Source organism: Ureibacillus terrenus (assembly GCF_006569205.1).
In the GTDB taxonomy this organism is placed as follows: Bacteria; Bacillota; Bacilli; order Bacillales_A; family Planococcaceae; genus Ureibacillus; species Ureibacillus terrenus.
Window position 1 is genome coordinate 1 of record NZ_VIGD01000014.1, and the last position, 18,197, is coordinate 18,197.

18 protein-coding genes, 1 tRNA gene and 1 riboswitch are annotated in these 18,197 nt (G+C 42.5%); of the genes, 14 read left to right on the top strand and 5 right to left on the bottom strand.

Annotation, left to right across the window (positions count from 1 at the left end; genetic code table 11):
* Nucleotides 1-54: 54 nt before the first annotated feature.
* The 7 genes from FKZ59_RS10900 (at nucleotide 55) to FKZ59_RS10930 (ending at nucleotide 7,798) form a co-directional block, all read left to right on the top strand.
* Nucleotides 55-126: transfer RNA gene (locus tag FKZ59_RS10900), tRNA-Glu, on the top strand.
* A 115-nt stretch (nucleotides 127-241) separates the two neighbouring features.
* Nucleotides 242-1,183: a dipeptidase gene (locus tag FKZ59_RS10905; protein WP_141602790.1), complete on the top strand. Its 942-nt coding sequence runs from the start codon at nucleotides 242-244 to the stop codon at nucleotides 1,181-1,183.
* 284 nt (nucleotides 1,184-1,467) lie between these two features.
* Complete coding sequence (locus FKZ59_RS10910) at nucleotides 1,468-2,841, top strand: isochorismate synthase (protein WP_141602791.1); 1,374 nt, start codon at nucleotides 1,468-1,470, stop codon at nucleotides 2,839-2,841.
* On the top strand, nucleotides 2,838-4,559 hold the full coding sequence (menD, locus tag FKZ59_RS10915; protein WP_141602792.1) for a 2-succinyl-5-enolpyruvyl-6-hydroxy-3-cyclohexene-1-carboxylic-acid synthase: 1,722 nt from the start codon (nucleotides 2,838-2,840) through the stop codon (nucleotides 4,557-4,559). The genes FKZ59_RS10910 and menD overlap by 4 nt, the downstream gene beginning before the upstream one ends.
* Nucleotides 4,547-5,356, top strand: coding sequence for a 2-succinyl-6-hydroxy-2,4-cyclohexadiene-1-carboxylate synthase (gene menH / locus FKZ59_RS10920; RefSeq protein ID WP_141602793.1), 810 nt, complete (start codon nucleotides 4,547-4,549; stop codon nucleotides 5,354-5,356). The genes menD and menH overlap by 13 nt, the downstream gene beginning before the upstream one ends.
* A gap of 20 nt (nucleotides 5,357-5,376) precedes the next feature.
* Nucleotides 5,377-6,195 (top strand): 1,4-dihydroxy-2-naphthoyl-CoA synthase, encoded by an 819-nt coding sequence (gene menB, locus FKZ59_RS10925; RefSeq protein WP_141602794.1) that lies wholly within the window; start codon nucleotides 5,377-5,379, stop codon nucleotides 6,193-6,195.
* Between the two features lie 166 nt (nucleotides 6,196-6,361).
* Nucleotides 6,362-7,798: an o-succinylbenzoate--CoA ligase gene (locus FKZ59_RS10930; RefSeq protein ID WP_141602795.1), complete on the top strand. Its 1,437-nt coding sequence runs from the start codon at nucleotides 6,362-6,364 to the stop codon at nucleotides 7,796-7,798.
* Between the two features lie 98 nt (nucleotides 7,799-7,896).
* Here FKZ59_RS10930 and FKZ59_RS10935 read toward each other — a convergent pair whose 3' ends face one another.
* From FKZ59_RS10935 to FKZ59_RS14780, 3 genes are all read right to left on the bottom strand, one after another.
* Nucleotides 7,897-8,844, bottom strand: a complete 948-nt coding sequence (locus tag FKZ59_RS10935; RefSeq protein ID WP_141602796.1) for a metal ABC transporter solute-binding protein, Zn/Mn family — start codon at nucleotides 8,842-8,844, stop codon at nucleotides 7,897-7,899.
* Between the two features lie 103 nt (nucleotides 8,845-8,947).
* A complete protein-coding gene (yidD, locus tag FKZ59_RS10940; RefSeq protein ID WP_141602797.1) occupies nucleotides 8,948-9,181 on the bottom strand; it encodes a membrane protein insertion efficiency factor YidD in 234 nt (77 codons plus the stop codon).
* Complete coding sequence (locus tag FKZ59_RS14780) at nucleotides 9,178-9,342, bottom strand: hypothetical protein (RefSeq protein WP_181733275.1); 165 nt, start codon at nucleotides 9,340-9,342, stop codon at nucleotides 9,178-9,180. Before FKZ59_RS14780 ends, yidD begins: the two co-directional genes overlap by 4 nt.
* A gap of 189 nt (nucleotides 9,343-9,531) precedes the next feature.
* On the opposite strand from FKZ59_RS14780, the gene FKZ59_RS10945 reads away from it, so the two are divergent.
* From FKZ59_RS10945 to FKZ59_RS10960, 4 genes are all read left to right on the top strand, one after another.
* Nucleotides 9,532-9,975 (top strand): Dps family protein, encoded by a 444-nt coding sequence (locus FKZ59_RS10945; RefSeq protein ID WP_141602798.1) that lies wholly within the window; start codon nucleotides 9,532-9,534, stop codon nucleotides 9,973-9,975.
* Nucleotides 9,976-10,075: 100 nt separating this feature from the next.
* Nucleotides 10,076-10,396 (top strand): transposase, encoded by a 321-nt coding sequence (locus FKZ59_RS10950; protein WP_141602799.1) that lies wholly within the window; start codon nucleotides 10,076-10,078, stop codon nucleotides 10,394-10,396.
* A gap of 48 nt (nucleotides 10,397-10,444) precedes the next feature.
* A complete protein-coding gene (locus FKZ59_RS10955) occupies nucleotides 10,445-10,918 on the top strand; it encodes an NUDIX domain-containing protein (protein ID WP_141602800.1) in 474 nt (157 codons plus the stop codon).
* A complete protein-coding gene (locus FKZ59_RS10960; protein ID WP_141602801.1) occupies nucleotides 10,896-11,702 on the top strand; it encodes an alpha/beta hydrolase family protein in 807 nt (268 codons plus the stop codon). Before FKZ59_RS10955 ends, FKZ59_RS10960 begins: the two co-directional genes overlap by 23 nt.
* A gap of 72 nt (nucleotides 11,703-11,774) precedes the next feature.
* Here FKZ59_RS10960 and pckA read toward each other — a convergent pair whose 3' ends face one another.
* Complete coding sequence (gene pckA, locus FKZ59_RS10965; protein ID WP_141602802.1) at nucleotides 11,775-13,361, bottom strand: phosphoenolpyruvate carboxykinase (ATP); 1,587 nt, start codon at nucleotides 13,359-13,361, stop codon at nucleotides 11,775-11,777.
* A gap of 242 nt (nucleotides 13,362-13,603) precedes the next feature.
* A riboswitch (SAM riboswitch) is annotated at nucleotides 13,604-13,725 on the top strand.
* Nucleotides 13,726-13,928: 203 nt separating this feature from the next.
* Between pckA and metK the strand changes: the two genes are divergently transcribed.
* Nucleotides 13,929-15,125 (top strand): methionine adenosyltransferase, encoded by a 1,197-nt coding sequence (metK, locus tag FKZ59_RS10970; protein WP_141602803.1) that lies wholly within the window; start codon nucleotides 13,929-13,931, stop codon nucleotides 15,123-15,125.
* A gap of 42 nt (nucleotides 15,126-15,167) precedes the next feature.
* Here metK and FKZ59_RS10975 read toward each other — a convergent pair whose 3' ends face one another.
* Nucleotides 15,168-15,680: a gamma carbonic anhydrase gene (locus FKZ59_RS10975; RefSeq protein ID WP_141602804.1), complete on the bottom strand. Its 513-nt coding sequence runs from the start codon at nucleotides 15,678-15,680 to the stop codon at nucleotides 15,168-15,170.
* A gap of 111 nt (nucleotides 15,681-15,791) precedes the next feature.
* On the opposite strand from FKZ59_RS10975, the gene FKZ59_RS10980 reads away from it, so the two are divergent.
* Nucleotides 15,792-16,589 (top strand): alpha/beta hydrolase, encoded by a 798-nt coding sequence (locus tag FKZ59_RS10980; protein ID WP_141602805.1) that lies wholly within the window; start codon nucleotides 15,792-15,794, stop codon nucleotides 16,587-16,589.
* 143 nt (nucleotides 16,590-16,732) lie between these two features.
* Nucleotides 16,733-18,196 (top strand): alanine/glycine:cation symporter family protein, encoded by a 1,464-nt coding sequence (locus tag FKZ59_RS10985; RefSeq protein ID WP_141602806.1) that lies wholly within the window; start codon nucleotides 16,733-16,735, stop codon nucleotides 18,194-18,196.
* Nucleotide 18,197 lies beyond the last annotated feature (1 nt).

The following is an 18,197-nucleotide window of genomic DNA, read 5'->3' on the forward strand; positions in this document are numbered from 1 at the left end:
GTCGGGGTAACCCGGCGCGAGGGTTCAAATCCCTCCTTCTCCGCCATGGAAAACGGCCCCTTGGTCAAGTGGTTAAGACACCGCCCTTTCACGGCGGTAACACGGGTTCGAATCCCGTAGGGGTCATTGAAGACTCGAGACAATGAGAAATTGTCTCGAGTTTTTTTTTGCACTAGATTCCCGTTGGAACATCTTCAGAAATTTTTAAATACTATAGTGACAAAAGGGTTGGGGGGAGAAAATGAAGATTGTGGACCTGCATTGCGATGTTCTAGAAAAATTAGCTCGATTTAAAGATGCTGATTTTCGAAATGATTCAAGATTGCATGCCAACTTTGAAAGGCTCAAAGCGGGCAATGTAATGGTTCAAGTTTTCGCGATATTTATCCATCCTAATATCCCTCAAGAGCGGAAGTTTCAGGAAGCTTTGCGCCAAATTGAAGCGTTTCATCAAAATGTTTTGAAAGAGCCCGAAATGGTTCACATTAAGGATTGGAAACAAATTGATGAATTGAAAGAAGGACAAATAGGGGCTGTCTTAAGTTTAGAAGGTTGTGATGCGATTGGAAAAGATTTAGAGAAATTAAAAATGATTCTTGATGCAGGGGTAAAAATTGTCGGATTAACATGGAATTATGAAAATGAACTAGGATACGGTACATTGGAAGATTCAACAAAAGGCATAAAACCTTTTGGGAAAAAAGTAATCGAATTATTAAATGAACGGGATATTATCATCGATGTGGCGCATTTGAATGAAAAGGGATTTTATGAATTATTGCCGCTTGCGAAAAAAGTGATTGCCAGCCATTGCAATTCCCGAACAATCTGTGATCATCCGAGAAATTTAACGGATGAACAGGTGAAATTGCTCGTTGAAAAAGGTGGGCGCATTCATGTAGTATTTTATCCTCCGCTTGTAGAAAAGGAGAGGAAGACGACCACCATTGAAAAGTTGGTTGAACACATCAAATATTTGGCAGATCTGGTGGGACCGGAACATATTGGATTTGGTTCCGATTTTGATGGCATGGATCCATTATCAATAACCAATTTATCCAATGCAGGGGAATTTCCCAATATCATCGAAAGACTGCGGAAAGAATTTAGCGAAGATGAAGTGAGGCTTTTTTCGCAAGAGGGTTTTATGAATTATATAAGAAAATTAAATAAAGCGTCATAAGAAAAAATTTATGACTAATAGTTTGGAAAGAGAACTTTTATCTTCAGATGGAGTTCTCCTATTTTTGTGCTTATATAGCCAAAATGGCAATAATTTTTTATATTGGGCTCAGCAGTACCTTGAAACATGTGGTTAAAAATATTTATTACTAGTACTAAAAAAATGATATGATAAAATAGATGTTGCATTGTTCGGAAAACGCAATCATGAAATATTCAAACAAGAACGGAAAAAGATTTTCCATTTTTATGGCAAAAGAAATAGCTTTTACGGAGGTTTTTTTCATGCAGCAAAAGTGGTTAAAAACCACTGAAGTTGAAGTGGCGTCAAACAAATTATCTTTTTATATCGAAACAATAGAAGTAAACCAATTGTCCCCTTTGGCATTTTTTGCAGCAGGTGAAAGGAAATATAAAGGAAAGAGATTCTTTTGGCAGAACAGGGAAAAGACACTGGCAATCGTTGGACTCGGACAAGCCATTATTCTTGAAAATAGAAGAATTGACCGATTTGATGATATCGAATTTAAATGGAAAGAATTAACTAAAAATATTGTAATGGAGGAACAGGAACCTCAGCCCATTTTGTTTGGGGGTTTTACTTTTGATCCGGAAAATGTGGAACCTGGCGAATGGGATGGGTTTCCTTCAAGTTACTTTACAGTAGCTACCTTTCAACTGACAAAACAACATGAGAAAACTTATGTCAGCATTCATTTGATAACAGATCGGCAAGATTCTTCCGCTCTTTTTGATCAGTTGAGGGAAGAACGGGATCAATTAATTCACGCAGCGCAAGTAAAAGAATTGAAAACGTATGAAAAACCTGAAATCCGCACAATTGATGAACGGAACAAAGACAATTATTTTCAGGCAGTTCAGAGCGTTACAAATTTAATTCGGAATCATAAAGCGGACAAAGTTGTCATTGCCCGCTCATTAGAATTGGAATTTAAAGGACAACCTTCCTCCCCGCAAGTGATATATCAGATTTTAAATGAGCAGCCGGAAAGTTATCTGTTTGCCCTGGAACGCGACAATTTATTGTTTTTCGGGGCTACACCGGAGCGGCTTGTTAAAGTGGAAAACCAATATGCTTATTCTGCATGCGTAGCCGGTTCCATTAAACGGGGCAAAACGGCGGAAGAAGATAAAAAGTTGGGCGAACAATTGCTGAACGATTCGAAAAACCTGAAGGAACATCAATATGTTGTCGATATGATTGCAAGCACTTTCAAAAAACATTGTGAGCATTACAAGGTGCCGAAACGTCCAAAGCTATTGAAGATCCGCGATATCCAACATTTATATACGCCGGTTGAAGGAAAATTATTCGATCATGCAACAATTTTGCAATTAGTGAAACATTTGCATCCAACTCCCGCACTGGGAGGTGTGCCAAGAAACAAAGCGCTTGAAATGATACGTGAATTTGAAAAAATGAATCGGGGCTTATATGCAGGCCCGGTCGGCTGGATGGATGCCGACGGAAATGGAGAATTCGTCGTTGCCATACGTTCTGCAGCATTGATTGATGATAAAGCCTATTTATATGCCGGAGGAGGAATTGTTGCCGATTCCAATCCGATGACGGAATATGACGAGACATTGGTGAAATTTCGTCCGATGCTGCGGGCTTTAGGAGGACAAATTCAATGAGTGAACGCAAACGGTTGACAGATTATGTGTATCAAATTGCAGCTTCCCTTGTGCAAAACGGGGTTGAGGATGTCGTCATCAGCCCCGGTTCCCGTTCCACTCCTTTGGCGTATGCTTTTGCCTCGGCGAAAGAATTGAATGTTTATCGTCAAGTGGATGAACGTTCTGCAGGATTTTTTGCATTGGGACTTGCCAAGGCAAAAGCGAAACCGGTGGCATTGCTTTGTACATCCGGTACTGCGGCCGCCAACTATTATCCGGCTATCGTGGAAGCGAAATATGCACGGGTTCCGCTTGTGGTCATTACTGCTGACCGTCCGCATGAACTCCGTGAAGTAGGGGCACCGCAGGCAATCAATCAATTGGATTTGTACGGAAAACATGTGAAATGGTTTGCCGATTTCCCGATTCCTGATGAATATAGCCAGACATTGCCGTTTATCGAACGTCATATCGCACGGGCAGTGAATGTGGCAATAACTCATCCATTCGGGCCGGTACATATCAATGTCCCATTCCGTGAGCCATTATTGATTGATTTTCGGGACGAATTACCGAACAGCACGTTTTTCGCCAGCTTCAACGGCATCATAGCGCCGGATTTTGCCGCTATGAATGCGCTATCATCGATGATTCGGGATGCCAAAAGGGGAATCATCATAATCGGCGAATTGGCGCTTGGGACGAACCGGGATTATCTGTGGTCGTTCATTCGGAAAATGAAATGGCCGGTGCTTGTTGAAAGCCTTTCCAATATGCGGACGAATGTCCCCGAAGATTGCCGTGAATACATCATTTCGACATATGATGCGCTTTTGAAAAGCGAAGATTTTAAACGGCAAGCAGCCTGCGACACGGTCATCCGTTTCGGGGACCAACCGGTATCAAAATTTTTAACGATTTTCTTAACGGAATGGAGACCAAAAAATTATATTGTCATTGATGAAGATCCGTCATTCCGGGATTCGGCTTCCGTTGCCACCCATTTCATCCAAGCCGCCATCGGTCCGTGGCTGGAGGAGCTGGAAGTTCAGTCCCTGCTTGAGGAAGGCTACTGTGCCCTTTGGAAAAAATCCGAGGATCTGGCCATCAAACACATCAGGGAATATAGCGCACATGCAGAAGATGAGGGAGCTTTTGTTCAATATTTGCTGGAGCATTTGCCAGAAAAAAGCGATTTGTTTGTAAGCAATAGCATGCCAATCAGGGATATTGACACATTCTTGCTGCCAACTTCCAAAGATATACAAATTTTTGCCAATCGGGGAGCAAACGGCATTGATGGAGTCATTTCAACGGCATTCGGATTTTCAAAAGGAAGAGAAGAAAGGGAAACCTATTTGCTCATCGGGGATTTGGCGGCTTTGCATGATTTGAACGCTTTTCTTTTAACGCGCTATCAGCCGTGCAAAATGACAGTGGTTGTGTTGAATAATGACGGCGGCGGCATTTTCTCCTATCTGTCGCAGGCAACGGTGAAAGAATATTATGAAGATCTGTTTGGCACCCCGACCGCTTTGCGATTCCATGATGTGGCCGACATGTATGGAATGGATTATGTGACCATCAAAGAGTTTGATGAAAAGGAAAAGATTTTTGATAATAACGGACAGCCTTTAAGGCTCATCGAAATCATGACAAACAGGGATGATAACGTCCAAGCCCATCGGATGTTGTGGCAAAAAATACTTTCGGAGATGAAAGAATGGCTGCTTTAACGGTTCGTGGTATCCAAGTGAATGTAGAAATATGGAATGAACATGGAAAAGAAACCCTTGTGCTATTGCATGGTTTTACCGGCTCCACAAAAACATGGCAAAGGGTGATCGGGCTTTTGCCAAAAACAATAAAAATTGTAGCCATTGATCTATTGGGCCATGGCAAAACCGATGCACCAAAAGATCCGTCCCGGTATAAAATGACGGAACAAGTGAAAGACTTGGAAGAAATTTTTGACCGTTTGCGCTTGCAAGATTTCACGTTATTGGGTTATTCCATGGGAGGGCGGACGGCATTGTCCTATGCCGTCCATTATCCGAATCGGATCAAACGGTTGATTTTGGAAAGCGCATCGCCGGGGCTTCGTACCGAAGAAGAGCGGGCGGCAAGAAGAAGGTCGGATGAATCGCTGGCAAATGAAATAGAGGAAAAGGGAATCCATTGGTTTGTGGATAAATGGGAAAACATTCCACTTTTTGCTTCCCAGAAAACATTGCCTGCTGAAATCCGGCAAGCCATTCGGGAAGAAAGATTATCCCAATCGGAAACAGGACTGGCCAACAGTTTGCGGGGAATGGGAACCGGAGCCCAGGATTCCAATTGGCCCAAATTAAATCAGCTCTCCATTCCTGTTGTTCTCATCACCGGGGAATTGGATCAAAAGTTTGTTCAAATCACAAAGCAAATGGCCGAGCAGTTGCCAAATGCCAAACATATCACCGTTCCGGATGCCGGACACTCGATTCATGTGGAAAATCCGGAACAATTTGCTACAATAGTTAAGGGAGTTTTATAAAATTTTGGGAGGTTAATTCAATGACTCGTGAGTGGAAAACTCTACATACTTATGAAGACATTAAGTATGAATATTACAACGGAATTGCAAAAATTACCATCAACCGTCCGGAAGTGCGAAATGCCTTTCGTCCCAAAACGGTTGAGGAATTGATTGATGCATTCTCCCGTGCACGTGATGATTCGAACATTGGAGTTATTATTTTAACCGGTGAAGGTGAAAAAGCGTTCTGCTCCGGCGGTGACCAAAAGGTGCGCGGCCATGGCGGCTATGTGGGCGAAGATAATATTCCGCGCTTAAATGTATTGGATTTGCAACGCTTAATCCGCGTCATTCCAAAACCGGTGATTGCGATGGTAGCCGGATATGCAATCGGCGGCGGCCACGTATTGCATGTGGTGTGCGATTTGACGATTGCGGCAGATAACGCCATTTTTGGACAAACAGGTCCGAAAGTCGGCTCTTTTGACGGAGGATATGGCGCAGGTTATTTGGCCCGCATCGTTGGCCATAAAAAAGCGCGTGAAATTTGGTATTTGTGCCGCCAATATAACGCACAGGAAGCGTTGGAAATGGGATTGGTGAACAAGGTTGTACCATTGGAACAGCTTGAAGACGAAACGGTGAAATGGTGCGAGGAAATCCTTGAGAAATCTCCAACTGCCATCCGTTTCTTAAAAGCGGCATTTAACGCGGATTCCGATGGACTTGCAGGTATCCAACAATTGGCCGGGGATGCAACGCTTTTATACTATACAACTGATGAAGCAAAAGAAGGACGCGATGCGTTCAAAGAAAAACGCAAACCGGACTTCGGCAAATTCCCAAGATTCCCTTGATATCCGTCTGTAAAGTGAATTTTTTGGACTCCTCTGGCTGTCATGAAAGTGTTGTTGCTTTCATGGCAGCTTATTTCATTTGCAGGAAAAAGGATGTTTTTAAGCAATATAAAACTCATAAGGCCCAGTTTTTAGTACAATGAAGGGGAGAAATGGAGGAATTTCGATGTATCCGAATTGGATTTTGCAACGTGCGTATTTGACCCCAAATCGAGTCGGATTAACCTTTGAAGGAAAACAATGGACGTTTCGGGAAATTAAAGAGATTTCGATTTTGCGCGCAAAGCAATTGAACGCTTTAGGGATAGAACAGGGAAGCCGCGTCGCCATTCTTGGGGAAAATGATGCAAACACCGTTTTTGTCATGTACGCATGCATGCACCTGCAATGTGAAATGGTCATTTTGAACCGAAGATTAACGAAAAGAGAATTGGCTTATCAAATTGATGATGCAGAAGTTGGAACGGTTTTAGTGAATGACCGGGATTTGCCTCTGCTCCCTGAAAACGTAAACTTCATTCTTTTTTCCGAAATAGAAAAAAGTGCTTGGAAGCCGGTTGAAATACGGAAAGAATGGTCTTTGGACCAGACGGTTTCCATCATGTATACAAGCGGTACGACCGGATTTCCAAAAGGGGTCCGGCAAACGGCAATGAACCATCAATCGAACGCCCTCGCTTCCGTATTGAACATCGGCCTGTCGGAAAACGATGTGTGGCTTTGCGCCGTTCCCCTTTTTCATATTAGCGGATTTTCCATTTTGGTCCGTTCTTTGTTGTACGGGAATGAAGTAAAACTTTACCGGAAATTTGATCCGGAACCAATCGCCGAAGATATCGCTTCAGGGCGGGTTACGCATATTTCCCTCGTCGCTGTGATGCTGGAACGGATTTTACATGTTTTTGAGGAGAAAGAGCTCAGGGCATCTCCATCCTTTAAACTGGTGTTGGCGGGGGGAGGCCCTTTTCCGATTGATTATTTAAAGCGGGCAGAAGAAAGGGGAATGAGGGTATTGCAGACTTACGGGATGACCGAAACCTCTTCACAGACAGCGACATTGCCCGCGGAAGATGCATTGAGGAAAATCGGTTCTGCCGGAAAGCCGTTGTTCTTCAACCAAATCAAAATATTGGGAGCTGAAGGGCCTTATCAGGAAGGAGAGATTTGCATCCGCGGTCCCCACGTGACGCCCGGATATGTAGGGCGTTTTGAACATAATCCTTCAATGATTGACGGCTGGCTGCATACCGGAGATATCGGCTACTTGGATGAGGAAGGCTATTTGTATGTCGTGGATCGCCGTTCAGATTTGATTATCTCCGGGGGAGAGAATGTATATCCGGCAGAAGTGGAAAATGTGCTGATGGGGCATCCCGCCGTGAAAGAAGCGGGGGTTTGCGGAATCGAGGATGCCACTTGGGGGCAAGTCCCAATCGCTTTTGTCGTTCTAAAAAAAGATGCGTCCATTCAAGAAATCATTGAATATTGCTCACAACATTTAGCGAAATATAAAGTGCCAAAAAAAGTGCATATTGTTGACGCATTGCCCCGGAACGCTTCAAACAAGCTGATGAGAAGAAAGCTGAAAGAGCTGTTACGTTAACAGGCAAATCGATATGATAGGATAACCTGTAACCAATGAGCCATTTTTTATGTTGAAGAAATGGAAAAACGTTCAGCACCGATGCTGAACGTTTTTGTTTAATTCAACGCCTTTTCCAAAGTTTTTATGTTTTTTTCCATTAAAGTAAAGTAATCTTCCTTATTTTTGATGTCATCTTCTGTCAATACGCTCAAATTATGCAGCATCAAAGCCTCTGCGCCGATTTCTTTTTGGATAATGGATGAGAGTTTCGATGACACATTTTGTTCAAATAATATATAATGAACATCGTATTGTTTGGCGAGGCCGGCAATTTCCGCAAGTTCTTTCTGAGATGGTTCGCTCTGGGAATTCAATCCTGCAATCGGAACTTGGGTGAGCCCATAATTTCCGGCGATGTAGCCAAAGGATGCATGGGACACAAAGAAAATTTTCTTGGAAGCGTTGTTGGCAAGTTCTTTCAATTGTTGATCCAATTCATCCAATCGTTTTGCCAACCGCTCGTAGTTTTTGTTGAATGTCTCTTCCTGTTCCGGAAGCTGTTGGACAAGTTCTTCTTTTATCGTCAAGGCCAATTCTTTGGAAATCACCGGTGATAGCCAAACATGCGGATCCACATTTCCGTGATGGTGTCCATGGTCATGTCCGCCTGCTTCCTCATGGGAATGGCCGGTCGATGTTTTTAGTTTTTCTTCATCGATATTTTCGCCGACCGCCACAAATTTTACATGTTCATTCGCCAAGGATTTTTTCGCATTTTCCACAAATCCTTCCAACCCTAATCCGATATAGAAAAATAAGTCCGCATCGGCCAAAGCGATCATATCCTTCTGCGTAGGTTCAAAGGTATGTTCATTTGAGCCGGGTGGATAAATGGATGAAACATTTACATATTCCCCACCGATTTGTTCTGCAAAAAATTGCAGAGGATATACTGTTGTATATATATCAATTTGCCCATCTTTCCGTTGCTTTGATTCGGTATTGGAGCAGGCCGTCAGAAAAAGCGCGAAAGTCAGCAACGAGAGGAGTAACAACTTTTTCATTAGATTCCTCCTTATTAAACTGTAATGATTACGATTTATAAAGTTCACGAAATTAATAATACCATGATTAATGTCGAAAAAACAATAAGAAAAACCTTCGAAATTATCTTTTTTTCGAAGGCCATTCGTCAGGTACGGGATCAATTCCCCCGGGATGAAAAGGATGACATTTTAAAATGCGGATGGTTGTCAGGATGAAGCCTTTGACAGCACCGTGCTTTTCAAAGGCTTCAAGCCCATATTGGGAACATGTGGGATAAAACCGGCAAGTCGGCGGCGTCAAGGGAGATATGTATCTTCTATAGAATCGGATCAGCCAAATAAATAGATGTTTCATTGTTTGATTTGTTCATCCCTTTTATTTAATGTCTGTTCTTGATTCGAATCAATCGTTTGCCTGAAAGCACCTTTTCTTTTGAAATGAATAAAGAGAGCGATTGCCCCAATCATGATAATGATATAAATAATTCCGACAACAATCAATATTCCACTGTCCATAGATTTCACCCCTACTTTGATACTTCCATAACTCAATCATAATTAAATTATTGGGATAAATCCAATCATAATCACCATACTATACTTGCCGGGTGTTTTGAGAGAATTCATTCAATTGTTATAGTTTCGCACCATGGTATACAGTATAATAAAAGTACCAAATGTAAAATATGTAAATGGGGTGGAAATATGGCAAACGATAAATTAATCGAACAACTAAACGAATTGGTATCCACTTACTCTGTATTATATACGAAGCTTCACAATTATCACTGGTATGTGACAGGACCAAGCTTTTTTACGCTGCATGAAAAATTTGAGGAATTATACAATGAAATTACATTGAACCTGGATGAAGTGGCCGAACGGATTTTGACAAAAGGCGGAAAACCGGTCGCGACAATGAAAGAACATTTGGAATTGTCCAGAGTAAAAGAAGCGACAGGTTCCGAAAATGCGGAAGAAATGGTCCAATCCATTATTGACGATTTCAAAGCCACAATGCAATTGATCAAAGAAGCGATGGAAGAGGCGGCAAATCAAGGAGACGACCGTACGGAAGACATGTTAAATGACACATTCCAAAGTCTGGAAAAACATGTTTGGATGTTGTCTGCTTTCTTGGGGAAATAATTGAAAAATCTCAACCTCGAAGGTTCTTTCACGAACCTTTGAGGTTTTTTATTTCTGCCGTATAGGAGAGAATTTTTGCTGCATAATGAATATAAGGAGGGTGATTGCTATCGAAAAGACAACGCTTTATGTAAATGTATTAAATCAATCATATAATTATATCCCTACCGGGGAGCCTTGCGAATTCAAAATTGAATTGGAACCCGAAAAGGCCTTTATCTTCAAGAAGCTATTTAACCAGCTGAACGCCTTGGAATTTGATAATTTAGTAAGGGCGCACCTGCCATACCTTCCATACCATCTTGATCAAGAAAATGATGAAATTGATGTGCGATTGAAAAAAATTTATGCTTTAATCCATGAATTTGGCGATGAAGAAGCCAAGGAATTCGTAGAACAATTGCCCTATTTCAGGAATTGAACAAACCGCATCCCTTCGCTACACTATATGTGTATAGGAGTTGAAGGGATGTTTACTTTTTATGATTTGAACAATAATAAAGTGGAATTAAGTTTTGACGGCCCTCCTTTTCCAATGGAGCCTAAGCATGTCCTGGTGCTCGTTCAAAAAGATGGAAAATGGCTTTGCGCCATCAATGAAAATCGTGGCGTGGAGTTTCCTGGAGGAAAAGTGGAACCGGGGGAATCGTTGGAGGATGCCGCAAAAAGAGAAGTGTATGAAGAAACCTTTGTACATATCACGGATTTAAAAATGTTCGCTTATTATATCGTTTATGACCAATCCCCTTTTTGCAAGGTGGTCTTTACTGCAAAGGCGGAAAAAATGGAACCGTTCCGAAAGCGGTTTGAATCGGAAGGCCGCCTGTTTTTAACGACGGAGGAATTGATGAGCCACCCCCATACAAGTTTTTATATGAGGGATGAAGGAATGAAAAGGATGTTGCAGGAAGTGAGACGGTTTGAAGGAAAATGGCCGTATTGAATCGATCAGAAAATATCCATCTCCGAACCCGAATGTAGAGCTTGATGAAATCGTTTATTGGTCGGATGGACTGCGCGTAAAAGGATTGCTCGCCAGACCAATTGAAAAAGGAATTTATGAAGCGATGTTATATTTGCGCGGCGGTTTGCAGTCGGTAGGGATGGTTAGGCCTGCCCGCATTGCCCAGTTTGCTTCGAATGGTTTTATTGTATTTGCCCCTTATTATCGGGGGAATCGGGGAGGAGAGGGACGGGACGAATTTGGCGGTGATGACCGTTTGGATGCCCTCCATGGTATAGAAGTATTGAAGGCCATGTCAGGCGTTGATTCAGTACATCTTTTTGGCTTTTCCCGCGGCGGTCTGATGGCATTATGGACAGCCATCCTGAGCAAGGATATCCGTTCCGTTGTCACATGGTCGGGCGTATCGGATCTTTCGGAGCTTTACCAGGAACGGGTCGATTTAAGAAGAACATTAAAGCGGCTGATTGGAGGGTCCCCTTCCAAATTACCGGAAATTTATGCTGAACGTTCCCCTATTTTTGAGGTGGACCGAATCCAGGCGCCGGTGCTGATTATACACGGAACGAAAGATGAAAATGTCAGCATTGAACAGTCTTATAGATTGGAACGGGCGTTAAAAGAGGCGGGCAAAGATGTGGAGACATGGTATCAGGCTGATTTGGCCCATCATTATCCACCCCATATCAACAGGGAAACGGTCAAAGCAATTTGCAAATGGATGAAGGACAAAGGGAAAACTTCTACCGGAAATCGGTTTTAAAATGAGAAATGGTTTGTGAACAACAAAAAAATGCTATTGGCACATGCCAATAGCATTTTTTTGTTAAAGCCATTAAACGATTGGTCCGCCTTTTTTCTCAATTTCTTCCGGCACGTTTTTAAATTTCTTGAAGTTTTCTTTGAATAAGTTTGCCAAATAGCGGGCTTTTTCGTCGTATGCTTCTTTGTCTTCCCAAGCTTCTCTAGGATCCAGCACTTCACTAGGAACCCCGTCGATTTGCGTTGGGATGTGGAGACCGAAAATTTGATCCTGTTTTGTTTCTACGTTATTTAATTTTCCTTCAATTGCAGCGCGTACCATTGCACGTGTATATGAAAGCTTCATGCGGCTTCCTACGCCATATTCGCCGCCAGTCCATCCTGTATTTACCAAGAATACTTGAACATCATGTTTGTCGATTTTTTCACCCAACATTTCAGCATATCTTGTAGCCGGAAGCGGCAAGAATGGCGCACCGAAGCATGTAGAGAATACAGGCTCTGGTGAAGTAACGCCGCGTTCTGTTCCAGCCAGTTTGGATGTAAATCCGCTTAAGAAGTGGTACATTGCTTGCTCTTTTGTCAATTTGCTGATTGGAGGAAGCACTCCAAAAGCATCAGCAGTCAAGAAAATAATGGTTTTCGGATGACCTGCAATCGATGGTGTAACAATATTATCAATGTAGTGAATAGGGTATGCAGCTCTCGTATTTTCAGTAAGGCTGTTGTCATCGTAATCAGGTTCGCGCGTTTCCGGATCGATTACAACGTTTTCCAATACGGTTCCAAAACGAATGGCATTATAAATTTCCGGTTCTTTTTCAGCGGATAAATTGATCGTTTTAGCATAGCATCCGCCTTCAATATTAAAGACACCGTTGTCAGACCAACCGTGTTCATCGTCACCGATCAGTTTGCGGTTGCTGTCTGCCGAAAGGGTTGTTTTACCTGTACCCGATAAACCGAAGAACAATGCTACGTCGCCATCTTCACCGACGTTAGCGGAGCAGTGCATTGAAAGAATTCCTTTTTCAGGCAATAGATAGTTCATGATGCTGAAGATGGATTTTTTCATTTCACCCGCATATTCTGTGCCACCAATAAGAATAATTTTCTTTTCAAAAGAAACGATGATGAACGCTTCGGAGTTTGTTCCATCCACAGCAGGATCTGCTTTGAAACCGGGTGCCGAAACAATTGTGAATTCGGCCTGATGGGAAGCCAATTCCTCTTTTGTTGGACGGATAAATAATTGATGGCAGAATAAATTATGCCAAGCATATTCGTTTACAACTTGAATAGGAAGCTGTGTTTCTTTGTCGGCGCCGGCAAATCCTTTGAAGACGAATAATTCATCTTTTTCTTTGAGATAGTTTAATACTTTCACATACAAATTATCAAACACTTCTGCAGAAATCGGCTGGTTTACGCTGCCCCAGTCGATTTTATCTTTAATGCTGTCTTCTTCGACAATAAATTTATCTTTCGGAGAACGGCCGGTATATTTTCCTGTTTCTGCCACAATAGCGCCGTCAACTGTAAGTCTGGCTTCTCCTCGGATAATGGATTTTTCAATCAATTGTGGCACTGACAGCTGAGTGTTTATATTTTTACCTTTTAATAATTCCTTCAGCTCATTTGCAACTTCTACTGAATTCATCGATTAAATACCATCCTTTTTTTATTTTTAGGGAAATTAGCTTTAGTTATTATAATACAAAAAATAGTATAACACATTGGGTAGAATAATCTATACTAATTCGAAAATTTATTTATGAAATTTTTTGACTACTTGCAACCCCTTTCTAAGGGACTAATGTTGAAAAATGGACCATTGAAGAATGTAAGAAAAAACATTTGACAATGCATTCTAGATTCCGTAACATGTTGGATGAACGGATACTCTTATCCAGAGATGGTGGAGGGTTAAGGCCCTATGAAACCCGGCAACCTGCATTATTTATATTTATTATAATAATGCGTGGTGCTAACCTGATGCAAGGGGTTCCCTTGAACGATAAGAGTGAAAGGTGGAGATTTCAGTTCCTTTCCTCATGAAAGATGTGGATAGGAACTTTTTTTATTAAAAAACAAAAATCGATTTTTTTCAAGCTAAAATAGATCATTTTGCCTTTCATGATCCTTGGCAAAAGAACTGAAGGATTATGGATAATGAGTACCGTATCACATCTGAGATTCGTCTCACGATTTTGTAGGAGGAAAATTAATGTCAAAACGTCGACTGTTTACATCAGAAAGTGTAACGGAAGGGCATCCGGATAAAGTTTGCGACCAAATATCCGATGCGATATTAGATGCAATCCTTGCAGAGGATCCAAACGCGAGGGTGGCCTGCGAAGCCATTGCGACTACAGGGTTGGTTCTTGTTACGGGAGAAATTACGACAACTACATATGTCGATATTCAAAGCATTGTACGAAATACTGTCGCGGAAATCGGATATACGCGCGGAAAATTTGGATTTGATGCTGAAAACTTGGCGGTGCTTACCGCAATAGGGGAGCAATCGCCTGATATTGCGGAAGGTGTAGACCGTGCGTTGGAAGCCCGTGAAGGATTGATGACAGATGAGGAAATCGAAGCGATCGGAGCCGGTGACCAAGGGCTAATCTTCGGATTTGCATGCAATGAAACGCCTGAATTGATGCCGCTTCCGATCAGTTTGGCCCACCGGCTTGCAAGAAGATTGGCGGAAGTCCGCAAGTCTAAAGAAATTCCTTATTTGCGTCCTGACGGAAAAACGCAAGTAACAATCGAATATGATGAAAACAATGTACCTCGCCGAGTTGATACAATCGTTCTCTCAACACAACATGATGAGGGAATCCCGCTTGAACAAATCAAACATGATGTGATGGAGAAGGTAATCAAAGCCATCATTCCGGAAGAATTATTGGATGGAGATACAAAATATTTCATCAATCCGACTGGACGCTTCGTAATTGGAGGACCAAAAGGAGATGCAGGACTTACCGGAAGAAAAATCATTGTGGATACTTATGGCGGTTACGCCCGTCATGGGGGAGGAGCCTTTTCCGGAAAAGATCCGACAAAAGTGGACCGTTCCGCTGCGTATGCCGCCCGCTATGTAGCTAAAAATATTGTCGCGGCAGGACTTGCCGATCGGGTTGAAGTGCAAATCGCTTATGCAATCGGGGTGGCCCGTCCTGTATCGATTTCCATCGATACTTTCGGAACAGGCAAAGTCAGCGAAAGTCAATTGATTCAATGGGTGAACGAACTGTTTGATTTACGGCCTGCGGGCATCATTAAAATGCTCGATTTGCGTCGGCCGATTTATAAACAAACCGCCGCATACGGCCATTTTGGACGCACGGATGTCGATTTGCCTTGGGAAAGAACGGATGTCGCAGACATATTGCGGAAAAAAGCAGGACTATAAGTTATATATGAAAAAATGCAGGCATTTATGATGCCTGCATTATTATTTCTTTAAGGATTGATAATATTTTCCTTTTTGAACATATTCATTGATGATGCGGTCCATATCTTTGCGTTCCGCTTCTGACACTTCCCGGACAACTTTTGCGGGATTGCCCATGGCAACGGAATTAGGAGGGATTTTTTTTCCTGGAGGCACCAGGCTTCCGGCGGCAACGAGCGCACCTTCGCCGATTTCGGCACCATCCAAAATAATGGCTCCCATTCCGATTAATGCCCGCTTGCGAATAATGCAGCTGTGCAAAGTGACCTGATGGCCTACAATCACTTCATCTTCAATGATGAGCGGATTGTTCGGGCTTTGGTGCAGACAGCTCAAATCCTGGATGCTGCAACGTTTACCGATGATCGTCGGAGCCACATCTCCCCGAATGACAGTTCCAAACCAAACTGTCGTATCTTCGCCGATTGTGACATCTCCTGTAATGGTTACGTAGTCTGCGATATATGCGGATGGATGGATATTCGGTTCTTTCTCTTTATAAGGATAAATCATCGCAATGCTCCCCATTTCTAATGTATTATTTATGTATATTAATCCTAACAAATAAGAAAATCTTTGAAAATATATGCAGCGAAAAGTTTCATTGGATTTAGGAGGAACACTATGTGGAAGTGGGAAACCGAAAAACAGCCGAAAGCGGTTGTGGTGATAGTACACAGCGCTTTCGAGCATCATCGTTGGTATGCATGGTTGATAGAAAAATTAAGAACGGAAGGCTTCCATGTGGTTATGGGAGATTTGCCCGGACATGAAGAGGGTTCGAAATATACCAGGGTCCACGATGAATTAATTGATGAATATTTGTTGTTTATTAAGCAGCTGATGAAAAGCGCGCTTCAATATCAATTGCCGGTATTCCTCATTGGACATGGGTTTGGAGGAACGTTGGCGATCCAATTTTTAAGAAAAACAAAACCGGAATGCGCCGGCGTGATTTTAAGTTCTCCATGGCTGGAATTGCAGAAGCATTCCAATTTGCTGGCCAGTGCACTGGCCAGCATGAATATAGCCCCAAATAAAAAAATATCCCTGGAATTATCCAAACGCCTGTTGACCCGAAATCCTAACGGGATTGAAGAAATGGCCGATGATGTGCCTTATCATTCGAATGTGACAGGCCGATGGTACCGGGATGTTCTTCAATTAATGAGAAATTTAAGTATGCAGCAGGAAAGAACTTTGACATTGCCTATTTTGCTGATGACGTCAGGAAAAGATAAAGTGGCGGATTCGGATGCTGCAAGAAAATGGCTGTTATTGCAACAAACAAAGGAGTTTCAATATAAAGATTGGCCCCACAGCTGCCATAATATTTTTCATGATCAAGATCGGGAAGCCGCTTTTTTATATATGAAGGATTTTATCAATAATGTATTGCGTTCTATTGGTTATATCGTATAACATCACCAATATTTGAATTAGGATTTTCTTGAAATACATAAAATATTATCATAAATATTGATTGATAGTATTAATTTTTGTAATATTAAACTACTCTTCACAAATTATTAATAATTTTTATTTATTTCCAAAGGGGTGTATATATGATAGAGAACGCTTTAAACTGGATTTACAATATCCTTTGGGGCCCCATCATGATTTACGGTATTTTAATCGTAGGGCTTGTATTTTCGATTATGACCCGATTTGTCCAGATCCGGAAAATTAAAGAAATGTTCGTGCTGATGTTTAAGGGGCAAAAATCAGATGCGGGTATTTCTTCGTTCCAAGCGTTAACGGTAGCGCTCTCAGGCCGGGTGGGCACCGGTAACATCATCGGTACGGCAAGCGCCATAGCTTTCGGTGGTCCCGGAGCAGTGTTTTGGATGTGGGTGACAGCCTTCATCGGAGCATCAACGGCGTATGTGGAATCGACGCTCGCGCAAATTTATAAAACGAAAAAGTTGGGAATTTATCGCGGCGGTCCTGCCTATTACATGGAAAAGGGGACAGGGCAGCGCTGGTTCGGAATATTGTTTGCGATTGCGGCGATTTTAGCGATGGCCATATTGATGCCCGGGGTCCAATCGAACGCCATTGCCAGTGCGATGGACAATGCGTTTAACATCTCTCCTTGGATTACCGGCTTAATTACAATCGCTTTGCTCGGTTTTATCATCATCGGAGGCGTAAAGCGCATCGCAAATGCGGCGCAAATTATCGTTCCATTTATGGCACTCGCTTATCTTCTTGTGGCTATCATAGTCATCATCATGAATATTACAGAAGTGCCCGCCGTTTTCGGATTAATATTCCGAAGCGCATTTAATTTGGATGCAACATTCGGCGGCATGATCGGTGCAGCCATCGCCTGGGGGGTTAAACGCGCCGTTTATTCCAATGAAGCCGGACAAGGAACGGGGCCGCACGCAGCAGCCGCGGCGGAAGTATCCCACCCGGTAAAACAGGGCCTAGTTCAAGCTGCATCGGTTTATATTGATACATTGTTTGTGTGTTCCGCAACAGCGTTGATGATTTTGTTCATGGGCACTTATAATACGAATGTCAACAGCGCCGAAGGGGAATTGGTTGTAGAACATGTGCCAGGCCACAATTACACGGAATTTACGCAACTTGCGGTGACCGGGGCTTTCCCTGGTCTGGATAACTTCGGATCTGCCTTTGTCGCTTTTGCCTTGTTCTTCTTTGCGTTCACTACATTGATGGCCTACTATTATATCGCTGAAACGAACGTGGCGTATTTGTTCTCCGGACGGACAGAGGGCATCATTACGTGGATACTGAAGTTCGTTCTTCTGGGGTCTGCATTCTATGGTTCAATCAGAACATCCGATTTGGCTTGGCTTCTCGGGGACATCGGGCTTGGCCTGATGGTTTGGACGAATGTCATCGGTATTATCATCTTGGCTAAACCGACATTCGTGGCTTTGAAGGATTATGAGGAACAAAGAAAAGCCGGAAAAGATCCGGTATTTGATCCTATCAAATTGGGAATCAAGAATGCTGACTTTTGGATTGAACGAAATAAACAAAATCAAAATGATTAAA